Here is a 13474-nt window from a genome sequence, read left to right on the forward strand (position 1 = left end):
CGACCTCCCGCCAAACCCAAGAAGACCCATGGCCGCCACTATCCAGCCGCGCGACGAGACTCTGCAAAAACATCTTGAAGCCGCGATGACTCAGGTCAATCAGGTTCTGCTGGGTAAGCCGCGGCAGGTGAAACTGGCCTTCGCCTGCCTCATCGCCGGCGGCCATTTGTTGCTGGAAGACGTGCCGGGCGTCGGCAAAACCACCCTCGCCCATGCGCTGGCCGCTACGTTTGCGCTGGAATTTCAGCGAGTGCAGTTCACCAGCGACCTGCTGCCGTCGGACATCATCGGCGTCAGCATCTACGAGCGTGAAACCGCGACCTTCCGCTTTCATCCCGGGCCCATCTTTACAGGCCTGTTGCTGGCCGACGAAATCAATCGCGCCAGCCCGAAGACGCAGAGCGCGCTGCTGGAGGCGATGGCCGAAAATCAGGTGACCGTGGATGGCCAGACGCATACGCTGCCGCCGCCGTTTTTCGTCGTGGCGACGCAGAACCCGCTCGACCTCAACGGCACCTTTCCCCTGCCCGACTCGCAGCTCGATCGCTTTATGCTGCGCCTGTCGCTGGATTATCCCGACGCTGCCGCCGAACGATCGCTACTGACCGGCAGCGATCGTCGCGATCTGCTGGCGCAGCTCACGCCGCAGCTCGATGGTGCGGCGCTGCTCGCACTGAACCGGCAGTCGCAAGCGATCACCGCCAGCGCCGCCCTGCTCGACTATCTGCAGGCCCTGCTGGCCGCCAGCCGCCGGCATGCCGATATCCGCGTAGGTCTGTCACCACGCGCTGGTCTAGCGCTGTTGGCCGCCGCGCGCGCCTGGGCCTTGCTGAGCAACCGTTCGCATGTACTGCCCGAAGATATCCAGGCCCTGTTCGTGCCGCTGGCGGCGCATCGCCTGCTGCCGGCACGTGGCGCCAACGGTGATCTGCTGGCGCGCCAACTGCTGGCCGAGGTGGCGGTGGATTGATGCGCGGCATGCTGCAGCGCCTGCAAACCTGGGCCGAGCGTCGTCTGCCTGCGCTGACCCGTTACCGTCGCCCGGAGACGCTGCCGATCGAACTGCATCGGCGGCGCATTTATATTGTGCCGACGATGTTCGGCCTGGGCTTTTCCATTCTGCTCCTGGTCATGCTGGTCGGTGCGCTCAACTATTCGAACAATGCGGCCCTGTTGTTGACCTGCCTGCTCGGCGCGGCGAGCTCGACCAGCATGCTGTTCGGATTCCGCAGCCTCGACGGCTTGCGGCTTACGCAGATTCGCGCGGGGCATGCGGTAGCCGGCCAGCCGATCGAGCTGACCCTGACCTTCGAGACGCTGCGCACACGCAGCGCGATCCGCCTCGATATCGATGACGCGTTCACTGCGTTTGCCATCGACGCCAACGGCACCGCTGCCGTGAAGCTGACCCTGCAGACCTTTGATCGCGGCTGGCTGCCGCTGCCGCGCATCCGCCTTTGGACGACCTGGCCGCTGGGGCTGTTTCGCGCGTGGAGCTGGCTGCATCCGGATCAATCCGTGCTGGTGTGGCCGCGATCGGAATTGTCCGGTCCGCCGCCGCGAGCGCCAGCGGACGATGCGCGGCACATGCGGCTCTACCGCGGCGATGAACTCGCGGCGTTGCGCGAGTACCGCCCCGGCGACCCGCAGCGCCACATCGCGTGGAAGGCCAGCGCACATCACGACAACCTGCTGGTCAAGGACTTCGAGCAGCCGCAGAACCGCCCGCAGTGGCAGCTCGACTGGCGGCTGCTCACGAGCATGGACAGCGAGTCGCGGATCGCCCGGCTGGCGCGCTGGATCGGCGAGGCGCAGGCCGAACGACGCAGCTACAGCCTATGGGTGCCGGGCACCGAAATTGCCGCCAGCAGCGGCCCACTGCACTATGCCAACTGCATGAGCACGCTGGCGCAATTGCCATGATGGCCGTCGACCTGACGTCCTGGATACGACGCAAGAAATCCGTCGAGCCGGCGATCGACAACCGTACATTCGACCTGCTCAGCATCACCGTTGCGCTGGTGCTGGTGGTACACGCTTCGCATCTGCCGTGGTGGCTGAGCATCGGGTTGGCGTTGATCCTCGGCTGGCGCTGGTGGCAGCGGCGACAACAGACGGGTCGCGTGCCGGCGTGGCTGAAGATACCCGTGCTGGCCTTGCTCACCCTGGCGGTGATCATCAGCTACGGCAACATCTTTGGGCGTGAACCGGGCACGGCACTGGCTGTTGGCCTGCTTGTCCTGAAGTTGCTGGAGACGGAAACACCGCGCGACATACGCGTCGGCGCCGGCTTTGCCTGCTTCGCACTGATGAGTGCGCTGCTGATCGACCAGGGTCTGGTCGTCACCTTCGTGGTGGCGATCGGTCTACTGCCGGCGCTGGCGACGCTGCGTGCGCTGGAGCCGGCGCAGCAACAAACCAGTCTGCCGCACACGCTGCTGCCCGGGCTGGGATTGCTGGCTGCGGCGCTGCCGATGGCGCTGCTCGCCTTTCTGCTGGTGCCGCGTTTGAGCGAGCCGCTGTGGGGCGCGCCCACACCGGACGAGGCTCACACCGGCTTGAGCGACAGCATGTCACCGGGCAACTTCACCGATCTGCTGACCGACGATCGCCCCGCCCTGCGTGTGACGTTCGACCGCGAGGTGCCGCCGCCGGACCTGCGCTACTTTCGTGCCTACGTCATGTGGGAGTTCGACGGCCGCAGCTGGCGCCGCCCGTTTGTTCGGCGCGGCGAGAATCAATCGGCGACACCGATCGAGGCCGCCACCACAATCGGTTACAGCATCAGCCTCGTGCCCACGCATCAGCGGGTGCTGCCCGCTCTCGATGTGGCGCTGAATGCACCGGCGCAGGCGCAGTTATTGTCGGACCACGAAATAGTGGCCGACAAACCGGTCAACGACCAACTCAGCTACACGCTACGTTCGGCCCTGCGCTATCGCCTGCAACCCGAGCTGGACGATCGCGCACGCCGGCTCGGGCTGCAGCGGCCGATCGGTTTCAATCCGCGCACGCTCGCGTTGGCGACGCAGTGGCGGCAGCAATTCGGCCATAACGATGCTGCCATCGTGCAGGCGGCTTTATCGCTTTTTCACGACGGCGGCTTTCGCTACACGCTGGCGCCGGCATCGCTGGGCCGCGATTCGATCGATGATTTTCTTTTCTTTACACACGAAGGTTTTTGCGAGCACTACTCCTCGGCCTTTACGATGCTGATGCGCGATGCGGGCATTCCTGCGCGCGTGGTCACCGGTTATCAGGGCGGCTTTTGGAACAAGCTAGGTAACTATCTGTTGGTGCGCAACTCCGACGCGCACGCGTGGAGCGAGGTGTGGCTGGAAGGTCGCGGCTGGGTGCGTGTCGACCCCACCGGCGCGGTGCGTCCGGAACGTGTCTCATTGGGCGCGGCAGCGGCGGCCGGCGATCAGCTTTCCTGGTATCGCAACGATTGGCTGCAGGGCGTGCGCAATCGCTGGGACATCGTCAACCGCTGGTGGGATCAAGGCGTTATCGGCTTCGACTCGCTGCGTCAGCGCGGCTTGCTCACTCCGTTTGGCGTGCGCGACATGGATACGGCGACGCTAGGTTTGCTGCTGGCGATCGGCAGCGTGGTTTTTATCGCCATCGGACTGGGTTGGGCGCTGCTGCGTAGAAAGCCACGCGACGAGCTGCGCGAAGCATTGCGCGAGCTGGAAAAAACGCTGGCGCGAAAGGGAATAGTGCGGCGGCCTAGTGAAGGTCCGCAACATTACCTGAGCCGCGCTGCACGCGCGCTGCCGCACCAACGTGATGAACTTGCGACGCTGATGACGCATTACCTTGAACTACGTTATGCAAATGACATACCGGCACCTGAACCGCTGCGCGCCTTCCAGCGCGCGGTGAGGGATTTTCGAGTCGTTAGCGTGGTCAAATGAACCCAATCTGACGGCGTATGCCGTCGTCCTTCCGGAGATGCCGCCATGTCACTCTATCGTCCGCTCGCTCTTGTCGCTGCCATCGCCCTGCTGGGCGGTTGCGTGACGGTGCCGCAGCCGCTGCAAGGCAACTACACCAACATCACCACGGCCAGCGCCCAGCAGGGCGGCGCTGGCGGCACCCGCGTACGCTGGGGTGGCGAGATCATCAAAACCGAACCGGGTCCGCAGGAAACCTGTTTCTATATTCTGTCGCGGCCGTTGGACAGCGAGGCGCGCCCGACACGCGGCGCCAATGATGGCGACAACCAGGGGCGTTTCGTCGCCTGCCGTACCGGCTTCTACGATCCGGAAGTATTCACTCGCGGCCGCGAGCTGACCATCACCGGCACGTTGCACGGCACCGTATCGCAGAAGGTCGGCAACTTCGACTACGCCTATCCGCGCGTCGAGGCCGACGTGGTTTACCTGTGGCCCAAGCGCGTGGCCAATTACGGCTACCCGGGCTACTACGACCCGTTCTGGGGTGGCCCTTGGGGCCCGGGTTACTACGGTGGCTACTGGGGCGGTGGCTGGGGTGGCTACGGCTGGGGCGGCCCGCGCGTCATCGTGGTGCGCCCAGTCCACCACTGAACGCGTCTCGCTCAATTAAAAACGCCGGCTCGATGCCGGCGTTTTTCATTGCCATGTATGATCATTACGCGGGAAATGCAGGAGCCATTTCGGCGAGCGTTGAATCGCCCCACTCGGCTCGGCAGCAGTTCAACCCGGCGGCCAATGCATGTGACGCCCAGCGAGCAAATGCACGTGCAGATGAAACACCGTCTGTCCCCCATCCTCATTGCAGTTGATCACCGTCCGATAGCCCTGCTCGGCAAAACCCTCCTGCTTAGCGTAAGCGGCAGCAGCGAGCAGCAGTTTGCCCAGTAGTTCGGAGTCTGACACTGAGACATCGTTGAGCGTGGCGAACGGTTTTTTCGGAATAAACAACACGTGCACCGGGGCCTGGGGGTTCACGTCGCGAAAAGCCAGCACGTCGTCGCTCTCGAAGACGATGTCCGCGGGAATTTCGCGCCGGATGATTTTGCTGAAAATGGTGTCGCTCATGGCCGGGTTCCTTGGTGGGTTCAATCCAGCAGCTGTCGGCTGCCAAAGGCGTGCGCGAGCGTGCCGCGATCGACATATTCCAGTTCACCGCCAAGCGGCACGCCGTGGGCGAGGCGCGTCGGACGCACCCCGCCCGCCCGCGCCAGCTGGGCGAGATAGTGCGCGGTCGCCTCGCCTTCCACCGTGGGATTGGTGGCGATGATCATTTCTTCGATCTCGCCCTCGCCGAGGCGCTGGGTGAGCTGCGCCAGGCCGAGCTCCTCCGGTCCCAGACCGTCCAGCGGCGACAGCCGGCCCATCAGCACAAAGTACTGACCGCGAAAGCCGGTGGCCTGTTCGATCGCGGCCAGATCCGTCGGCGACTCCACCACGCACAGCACCTGACGGTCGCGGCTGCTGCTGGCACACAGTGGGCACAGCGGGTCCTCGCTGAAGTTTCGGCACTGCGTACAGCGGCCGATGCGCTGCATCGCCTGCTCCAGCGTCGCAGCCAATTTCAGCCCGCGCTCGCGTTCGCGCTCCAGCAAATGGAAGGCCATACGCTGCGCGCTCTTATTGCCTACGCCGGGCAGACAGCGCAGTGCTTCGATCAAATCATTCAGCAGCTTGCTCATGAATGCGCGTAGTCAATCAATGGATACGTCGGGCTCGAACGATCGCAGCTCGATAGGGAATCGATGGCCGAAAAATCAGAACGGCATCTTGAAGCCGGCCGGCAGATTCATCCCTGCCGTCACGCCGCCGAGCTTGTTCTTGCTGACTTCGGCGACCTTGTTCACTGCGTCGTTGATCGCCGCAGCGACCAGATCCTCGGCCATTTCCGGATCATCGGCGAAGGTCTGCCGATCGATCTGCACGCGACGCACTTCATGCGCGCCGGTCATCACGATGCTGACCAGACCGCCGCCGGCGCTGCCGGTAACCTCGAGTTGGGCAATCTCTTCCTGCGCGCGCTTCATGTCTTCCTGCATGCGCTGCGCCTGTTGCATCAGCTGACCGATCTGACCTTTCATGGGTGATACTCCAACGTCGTTATTCAGGGGTTTGGGCTAAAGGGCTTGACGGACTGCGGCACCACGCGGGCGCCGAATTCGCGCTTGAGCGACTGCACCAGTGGATCGCCTTCGATCGACCGCTCCGCCTCGGACTGCGCCGTGTCGCGCGCCTGCGCCGCGCGTGCCGCCGGTGTTTCTGCGATGACGTCCGCGGTAATGCTTACAAAGCGCAAACGAATGCGCTCGCCGAGCGCGTGGCCGATGCGTTCTTCCATCTGGCTGACCATAGGCTCCACCGCCAGGCTCATATGCGCCGGCTGCAGAGCCAGTACCAGCGTATTGCCGTCGCGCTCGCGCAGCAGCGCATTCTGCGCCAGCAGTCCGAACGGACCGCGCAGATTGGCGCGCTCGATCAGGCTTTCCCAATGCGGCAGCCCTTGATCGTCGGTGGCGATGGGCGCGACGGATACTGGCGCAGAAGCTGCCAACGGCTCCGCGCGCGCGACCGGCGCAGGCCCGACTTCCGCCGGCGATGGTGCAGCCGGTGCGGAGCGCGGCGGCGACGCGGACGCACCGGCGGCACGCGGGGGCGCCACGACCGGTGACGACACCGCTGCCGCGGGCCGCTCGGCACGCGTTGCCGACGTACCACCATCGTCAGGCCGAAACGCCAACATGCGCAGCATCGCCATCTCGAAGCCGGTGCGCGCGTCCGGAGCCATCGACAAATCGCGCCGGCCCGAAGTAGCTATCTGGTAATACAGCTGCACGTCTTCCGGCGTCATGCGCTCGGCCAGCGACACCAGCGCGCTATCGTCGGCACCACCCTCTTCGGGCTTGTAACCGGGAATCAGCTGGATCAGCTGCAGGCGATGCAGCACGCTGGCCAGATCGTCGAGCACGCCGCCGAAGTCCGGGGAGTACGAGGCGATCTGCGTGCATTCGGCCAGCAGCCGTTCGCCATCGCCCGCGGCCAGCGCGTCGAGCACGCCGAGCACCTGACCGCGCGCCACGCTGCCGAGCATCGTGCGCACATCGTCGGCATGCAGCGCACCCCCGCCATAGGCAATCGCCTGATCGAGCAGCGACAAACCATCGCGCAGCGAGCCGTCGGCCGCACGCGCCAGTTCGCCGATGGCGCTGTCGTCGTAGGCAATGTTTTCAGCACCCAGAATGTGCCGCATCTGGCCGGAAATCTGTTCCGGCAACAGCCGCTTGAGGTTGAACTTCAGGCAGCGCGACAGCACCGTCACCGGCAGCTTCTGCGGGTCGGTGGTGGCGAGCAGAAACTTCACGTGCGGCGGCGGTTCTTCCAGCGTCTTCAGCAACGCGTTGAACGCATTGCGCGAAAGCATGTGCACCTCGTCGACCAGGTACACCTTGAAACGTCCGCGCGAGGGCGCGTACTGCGCGTTTTCGATGACCTCGCGTACGTCGTCCACGCCAGTGTTGCTGGCCGCGTCGATTTCCAGCAGGTCGACGAAGCGACCCTCATCGACCGAGGTGCAGACCGAGCATTCGCCGCAAGGGTCCGCCGACTGCCCGCGTTCGCAGTTCAGCGACTTGGCGAAGATGCGCGCGATCGTGGTCTTGCCGACGCCACGCGTGCCGGTGAACAGATAGGCGTGGTGCATGCGGCCGGTATCGAGCGCATTGGTGAGCGCGCGCACCACGTGCTCCTGGCCGACCAGTTCGGAGAACTTGCGCGGGCGCCATTTGCGTGCGAGTACCTGATAGGACATGGCTACCAACGTGGGGGCAAAGGGGGATTGTGCCAAGTCGGCGATGGCAAGTCAGTAGCTGTCGCCGTGCAGTGGCAGGCATTCTGCACCCTGGGTGTCGCACGGGCTGCGAGGCGGCCCAAAAGGCGGCGGCCCCGCCAGCCACACCCCGGCACCCGAATCATTCGCTACCGTTGCTTCCTTCCGGACCTGGCGGAGTTTGCGAACTATCGTCGCGGGGGGACCGACGGGGCCACCATAGACGTTACTTCTACATGCGCCGAACCTGAAGTTCGTCGCACTTCACTTCTCAAAAATTGGCGGAGAGAGCGGGATTCGAACCCGCGATACGTTTGACCGTATACACACTTTCCAGGCGTGCTCCTTCAACCACTCGGACACCTCTCCACTTGATGTAACTAAAACGATTGCAACCTTTACGAGCGGGATATGTTCGGCTCATCCTGAGCCTCACCCCTCACTACGTTCGGGGCCAGCCTGCGGCTGTCCAAATTCGTTCCAGACGAATTTGTCGAACCCGCGATACGTTTGACCGTATACACACTTTCCAGGCGTGCTCCTTCAACCACTCGGACACCTCTCCTTGCAACCTCTTCGCCCGGACATCCAGCCCGACAAAGAATCGGAAGGATAACGTCCGGGGCCATTACAGGCAAGCAAACCTCACATGATTCAACCGGCATCGGCCCTCGGCGGGGCGGGCTGAGCCAGCGCTACGCGTTCGTCGGTGCCCACAACAAGGAATCCGCGGGAAGCGAGCGCAGCCCCATCGGCGGCGCTGCCGTAGTGGTAAAGCAGGCACTGCGCGCGCAGCGAAGCGGTGTATTCGCGTTCGAGATCGTCCACGCCCGTGTGCGAAGGATTGCCGATCAGACCGCAATCGTGCGCGATCAGCTCCGGCCCGCCGGCATACCGGCCCAACACCTCGGGAATCGGCCGCGTGTCGCCCGTATAGACAAAGCTGCCGTCCAGCGCGACACCATACGAGGTCCCCGGCGCATGATGCCGCGTGGCGAACACGTCGAACCACAGCCCCTCCAACCAGAATCCCCGCGTACAGGGAACCAGCCGGAAAGCCTCCCAGTAATTGACGCCACCTTCGGCCAGCGCGCCCGGATAGTCCGCCACGCGCGCCTGCAGCCACGGCAGCAGCGCGGCATGCAGGAAAACCTTGGTATTGCCGCGCAGGCTCTCGTCGAACCACAGCCGAAAAAACAACCGCTCCAGCCCCGCCACATGATCCATATGGGTATGCGTGATGAAGAGTGCATGTGGCGGCTTGCCGTAAGCTGCCTGATAGCGGTCCAGCGTGTCGGGGCCGCAGTCGATCAGCAACAGCGGCTCGCCGTCACGCTCGATCACCGCCGACGAGGAGCCCAGTTCGACCGCATGCGCGGCGCCGACGCCGAGAAAATGCAGATGCCAGTTCATGCGCCAAATGTACGCTGATAGGCCTGCAGCAGGGGCTGCCAGATGGCCTGATCGAATGCCGCATCGCTCGGCACGGCGGCGCCGAGCTTTACCAGCGAACGCCGCAGACGCTGCAGATTGGCAAGCCGCCACGCCTCGGCGGGCACGCGCAGCTCACCGCGATCGAAGTCGATCAGATACAGCTGCGCTGGCGTCACCAGCATATTGTGTGCGTTCAAGTCGGCGTGCCAGATGCCTGCCCGATGGAATCGTGCGATCAGCACGCCGACCTGAGCCGCCATCCCCCCATCGAGTTGCCCGGCGGCGAGGCATTCGGCCAGCGTGCGCGCATCGGCAATACGACGCGTCATCAGGTCGGCGCAATAGTAAAAGCCCCGGCGCCGATAACGCGCGGCCACCGCCTGCGGCCCGGGCAGACCGAGCCGCGCAATGTCGCCGAGCAGGCGAAACTCGGCAAACGCGCGCGTTCGGTCCGCGCCTGTCCACAGGTAACGGTCGCCGAGCAGTGCAGCCACCATGCCGCCGCGACGATAATGCCGCAGCACGCAGTCGCCCGCCGGCGTACCGATCACCGCGACGCCACCGCGCCCGCCGGATTGCTCGTGCAGCGCGCCGCGCGCGCGCCAGTAGTCGGCGGAAAACCAGTCGGCATCGATCGCCGGCGATACATCGGCATCGAACAGGATCACATCGGCTGTATCTTTGAGCGTTCGTTCCTGCATCATCCTGCCTGGTGGCGTCGGTCTGTGACGCCTTGCATGCGCGCCCATGTCAGCCTCCGATTCTAGCCCACGTCCGCCCAATTCAAGCCCGATGACCGCCTCCTCCGCCCTCTCCACGCCATCATCTATCTGTCTGCTGCGTACCTCGGCCATCGGTGACGTCACGCATGTTGTGCCGCTGGTGCGCACGCTGCAGCAGGCGTGGCCGCAAACGTCACTGACGTGGGTCGTCGGCAAGCTCGAGCGCAAGCTGGTCGGCGACCTGCCCGGCGTGGAGTTCGTCACGTTCGACAAAAGCGCGGGCTGGGCCGGCATGCGCGAGGTCCATCGCGCTTTGCACGGGCGGCGCTTCGATGCGCTGCTGCAGATGCAGGTAGCGATGCGATCGAACCTGCTGAGTCTGGGGATCAAGGCTCCGCAGCGCATCGGCTACGACGCGGCGCGCTCGAAAGATCTGCACGGTCTGGTGATCAACCGGCGCATTCCCGCGCGCCGCGGCGAGCATGTCCTCGACGCACTGGGCAGCTTCGTCGAGCCACTGGGTTTGAAACAGACGAAGGTGCGTTGGGATATTCCCGTTCCAGACGAGGCGCACGCCTGGGCGGCCGAGGTATTGCCCGGCGACACGCCAACCTTGCTGATCAGCCCGACCTCCAGCCACGCGCTGCGCAACTGGCGTCCCGAGCGCTACGCCGCCGTCATGGACTACGCTGCCGCGTGCGGCTGGCGTGTAGCCCTGATCGGCGGCCCGTCATCCGGTGAACGTGAGATGGCCGACGCCGTACTGGCCGCTTGCCGGCGCGCGCCGCTGGACCTGACCGGCAAGGACACGCTCAAACGCCTGATGGCCATGCTGGCTCGGGCGCAGCTGGTGCTGACCCCGGACTCGGGCCCGATGCATATGGCCAATGCCGTCGGCACGAAGGTGCTCGGCCTGCACGCCGCGAGCAATCCAGATCGCTCCGGCCCGTATTCGGACCGGCGCTGGTGCGTCGACAAATATGACGCGGCGGCGCAAAAATACTTCGGCAAATCCGCCAGCGAACTGGCCTGGGGCAGCAAGATCGAGCGGCCCGGCGTGATGGACCTGATCGGCGTGGACGACGTGATCGAGCGCTTCGACGCGGCCGCGCTAGACCTAGGCCTGAGCTGATGGCACGGCTCGGATACGCCGTTAGACCGCGCGATAATGCTGGTACGACTTCTCTTCGACCAGCTCCGAACCCAATTTGAGATTGATCTCGCGCTTAAACGCGGCACGCTCGTCGTTGCGGAAATACACCGCGCGCGCCAGCTCGATGAACTCCTGATCGAAGGCCTGCGCACGCTCCTTCATGCGGATCGCGTCCTCGATATCCCACAGCGTCTCGTTGACCGTGTGCAGGCGCTCGCGCTCGTCGGCAATATCGATCTGTGACGCCGAGTCGTTCGCCCACGTCGCGTTGAGCATGTCCAACTCGTTGCGTACGTTGGCCAGCTTGGCGTCGTCGGTGATGCGGCGCGACTTGATTTCGAGAATGGTGATCTTGTCGATCAGCTCGCCGTAGGACACCGGGGTCTGGATAAGGCTCATGGTAAAACTCCGCAGTAGGGATTCAGTGCGATCGACGAAACGCGCCTTGCTGGACCAGCTCGCACACGGTGCGTACCTCGCCATCCATCGCACGATCGCGATGCATAAAATCGATATGTCGACGCAGCACGGCATGGGCCTCGCGCACGCGCGTCCCCGCGTGGAAATCACCCACCTCGGCCAGCGCGGACGTGAGCTGCTGCACCTCCGCCACAAACTGGGCGTAGTGCGCGTGACCTTCGCGCGGCGCATTGGCAATCTTTTCCGCAATCGCCTGCCAGCCGGCGCGTCCGGCCAGCCGGCGCGCAGCGTTCAGCATGGCCTGACGAAAATCGAGCGCCTGCGCGGCGGTGTAGATCTCCAGGGCCAGCACGTGACTGAGGTCTTCGGTCATTTCCAGCACGTGGCGTGCTTCGTTGGCGCCCATCGAGACATGGTCTTCGGCGTTCGAACTGGTCGGTATCGAATACACGCTGGCCGGATGCGCACGCGTGGCCAGGTCGTTGACCAGGGCCGCCGCCGTGTACTGCACGATCATGAAGCCGGAATCCGTGCCGTCCTCGTTGCCGGTCAGAAACGCCGGCAGGCCGTCGTTGGTGGCCGGATCGACCAGCTTGTTGAGGCGCCGCTCGGAAATCGACGCCAGCACGGGAATCGCCGCCTTGACGTAACTCATCGCCAACGCCAGCGGCATGCCGTGGAAATGGCCGGCCGAGATCACCTGATCCTCGATGAACTGCGCATCTTCCGCATCGGGGAAGATCAGCGGGTTGTCGGTGACCGAGTTCAATTCGATATCGATCACCCGACACGCCTGCGCCCACGCGTCGCGCACGGCGCCGTGCACCTGTGGCATGCAGCGCAGGCTGTAGGCGTCCTGCGGCTGATGCTTTTTGCCGCCCTTGAACGGCAGAAAACGGCTGTAGAACGCCTCGCGACCGTGCCGCTGGTTGGCCGGCACCCAGTCCCAGCCGATATCGAAGCTCAGCGCCTGATCGTCCGGCTCGCTCCAGGCTTCGGCGCTCCACGGTTTGAAGCGCGGTACCAGGTGATACGGAATATCGACCAGCGTGGAGCCGACCAGCAGCTCGCGCACGTTGGCCGCGGTTTCCACCTGCCCCGGATGCGGGCGCAGCGCGTGCACTTCCGGTCGCAATGCCCCGCTGCGGCCGGCGAACGCGTCGAGCGTCATCGACGCAGCGAGATCGGCGGTGTCCAGCAATTGTTCCAGCGTGTCCAGCGCCAGCGCGGCAGTTGCCAGCATTTGCGCGGTGCCGTTGTTTAGCGCAAGACCTTCCTTGAAGGACAGGCGGATCGGCGAAAGCCCGGCGCGCTTCAGCGCCTCGGCACCAGACACGCGTTCGCCCTGGTAAAACGCCTCGCCGCCGCCCAGCAGCACGATCGCCAGATGCGACAGTGGCGCGAGGTCGCCGCTGGCGCCGACCGAACCTTTTTCCGGCACCACCGGCACCACGCCGGCGTTGAGCATCGCGGTCAGCGCTTCCAGCGTGCTGACCCGAATGCCCGAATGACCGCGCATCAGCGTGTTGATGCGGATCAGCAGCATCGCCCGCACCACTTCCTCGCTGAACGGCTTACCCACGCAAACCGCATGGGTGATGATCAGGTTGTGCTGCAACTCTTCGAGAAGCGTGCCTTCGGTGTCATGCGGCCCGCGTTTGATCAGAGCCGCCCCGGGCAGCTCGTCGCGCAGACGATGCGCGCCGAGCAGCTTGTCGGCGTTGCTGCCGAAGCCGGTCGTGACGCCATAGGTCGGCTCACCGCAGCTGACCTTTTCAGCCAGAAAATCCGCGGCGCGCTGTACGCGCTTGAGCCCGGCAGGGTCCAGTGAAACCTTGTTGCCGGAACGCGCGACGGCGACCAGCTGCGCGCGGCTGAGATGGTTGCCATCGAGAAGAATGGTGTCGGAGTGGCTCAAAGCTGCCTCACAAAAATCGAATACGGTAACCGCCGGCCGCTCGGCCCG

13 protein-coding genes, 1 tRNA gene and 1 other RNA gene are annotated in these 13474 nt (G+C 64.6%); 5 read left to right on the top strand and 10 right to left on the bottom strand.

Translation table 11 applies throughout. From position 1 onward, the window contains the following. The first annotated feature begins 28 nt into the window (after positions 1-28). The 4 genes from HDE76_RS05170 to HDE76_RS05185 are packed head-to-tail and all read left to right on the top strand — an operon-like array spanning position 29 to position 4550. Complete coding sequence (locus HDE76_RS05170; protein ID WP_179481659.1) at positions 29-970, top strand: AAA family ATPase; 942 nt, start codon at positions 29-31, stop codon at positions 968-970. Further along, positions 970-1923 carry a DUF58 domain-containing protein gene (locus HDE76_RS05175; protein WP_184505856.1) on the top strand — a complete coding sequence of 318 codons (954 nt, stop codon included), beginning with the start codon at positions 970-972 and terminating at the stop codon, positions 1921-1923. The genes HDE76_RS05170 and HDE76_RS05175 overlap by 1 nt, the downstream gene beginning before the upstream one ends. Further along, a complete protein-coding gene (locus HDE76_RS05180) occupies positions 1920-3917 on the top strand; it encodes a DUF3488 and transglutaminase-like domain-containing protein (RefSeq protein WP_255457871.1) in 1998 nt (665 codons plus the stop codon). Before HDE76_RS05175 ends, HDE76_RS05180 begins: the two co-directional genes overlap by 4 nt. Positions 3918-3962: 45 nt before the next feature. Continuing rightward, a complete protein-coding gene (locus tag HDE76_RS05185) occupies positions 3963-4550 on the top strand; it encodes a Slp family lipoprotein (protein ID WP_179481663.1) in 588 nt (195 codons plus the stop codon). A gap of 129 nt (positions 4551-4679) precedes the next feature. Here HDE76_RS05185 and HDE76_RS05190 read toward each other — a convergent pair whose 3' ends face one another. The 8 genes from HDE76_RS05190 to HDE76_RS05225 form a co-directional block, all read right to left on the bottom strand. Next, a complete protein-coding gene (locus tag HDE76_RS05190; RefSeq protein WP_179481665.1) occupies positions 4680-5024 on the bottom strand; it encodes a histidine triad nucleotide-binding protein in 345 nt (114 codons plus the stop codon). Between the two features lie 20 nt (positions 5025-5044). Beyond that, positions 5045-5638 carry a recombination mediator RecR gene (recR, locus tag HDE76_RS05195; protein WP_179481666.1) on the bottom strand — a complete coding sequence of 198 codons (594 nt, stop codon included), beginning with the start codon at positions 5636-5638 and terminating at the stop codon, positions 5045-5047. 75 nt (positions 5639-5713) lie between these two features. After that, positions 5714-6037 (bottom strand): YbaB/EbfC family nucleoid-associated protein, encoded by a 324-nt coding sequence (locus tag HDE76_RS05200; protein ID WP_179481668.1) that lies wholly within the window; start codon positions 6035-6037, stop codon positions 5714-5716. Between the two features lie 23 nt (positions 6038-6060). Continuing rightward, positions 6061-7761, bottom strand: a complete 1701-nt coding sequence (gene dnaX / locus HDE76_RS05205) for a DNA polymerase III subunit gamma/tau (RefSeq protein WP_179481670.1) — start codon at positions 7759-7761, stop codon at positions 6061-6063. Positions 7762-7893: 132 nt separating this feature from the next. Then, an RNA gene (gene ffs / locus HDE76_RS05210) (signal recognition particle sRNA small type) lies at positions 7894-7990 on the bottom strand. A gap of 68 nt (positions 7991-8058) precedes the next feature. Next, positions 8059-8148 (bottom strand) — tRNA-Ser (locus tag HDE76_RS05215). A gap of 285 nt (positions 8149-8433) precedes the next feature. After that, a complete protein-coding gene (locus tag HDE76_RS05220; protein WP_179481672.1) occupies positions 8434-9192 on the bottom strand; it encodes an MBL fold metallo-hydrolase in 759 nt (252 codons plus the stop codon). Next, positions 9189-9914 carry a 3-deoxy-D-manno-octulosonic acid kinase gene (locus HDE76_RS05225; protein WP_179481674.1) on the bottom strand — a complete coding sequence of 242 codons (726 nt, stop codon included), beginning with the start codon at positions 9912-9914 and terminating at the stop codon, positions 9189-9191. Before HDE76_RS05225 ends, HDE76_RS05220 begins: the two co-directional genes overlap by 4 nt. 91 nt (positions 9915-10005) lie before the next feature. Between HDE76_RS05225 and HDE76_RS05230 the strand changes: the two genes are divergently transcribed. Further along, complete coding sequence (locus HDE76_RS05230) at positions 10006-11067, top strand: glycosyltransferase family 9 protein (protein WP_179481676.1); 1062 nt, start codon at positions 10006-10008, stop codon at positions 11065-11067. A 21-nt stretch (positions 11068-11088) separates the two neighbouring features. On the opposite strand, the gene HDE76_RS05235 is transcribed toward HDE76_RS05230, so the two are convergent. Next, a complete protein-coding gene (locus HDE76_RS05235) occupies positions 11089-11487 on the bottom strand; it encodes a DUF6165 family protein (protein WP_179481677.1) in 399 nt (132 codons plus the stop codon). Positions 11488-11509: 22 nt separating this feature from the next. Then, on the bottom strand, positions 11510-13426 hold the full coding sequence (locus tag HDE76_RS05240) for an aromatic amino acid ammonia-lyase (protein WP_184505858.1): 1917 nt from the start codon (positions 13424-13426) through the stop codon (positions 11510-11512). Between the last annotated feature and the right edge of the window lie 48 nt (positions 13427-13474).

The organism is Rhodanobacter sp. ANJX3, assembly GCF_014200755.1.
GTDB lineage: Bacteria > Pseudomonadota > Gammaproteobacteria > Xanthomonadales > Rhodanobacteraceae > Rhodanobacter.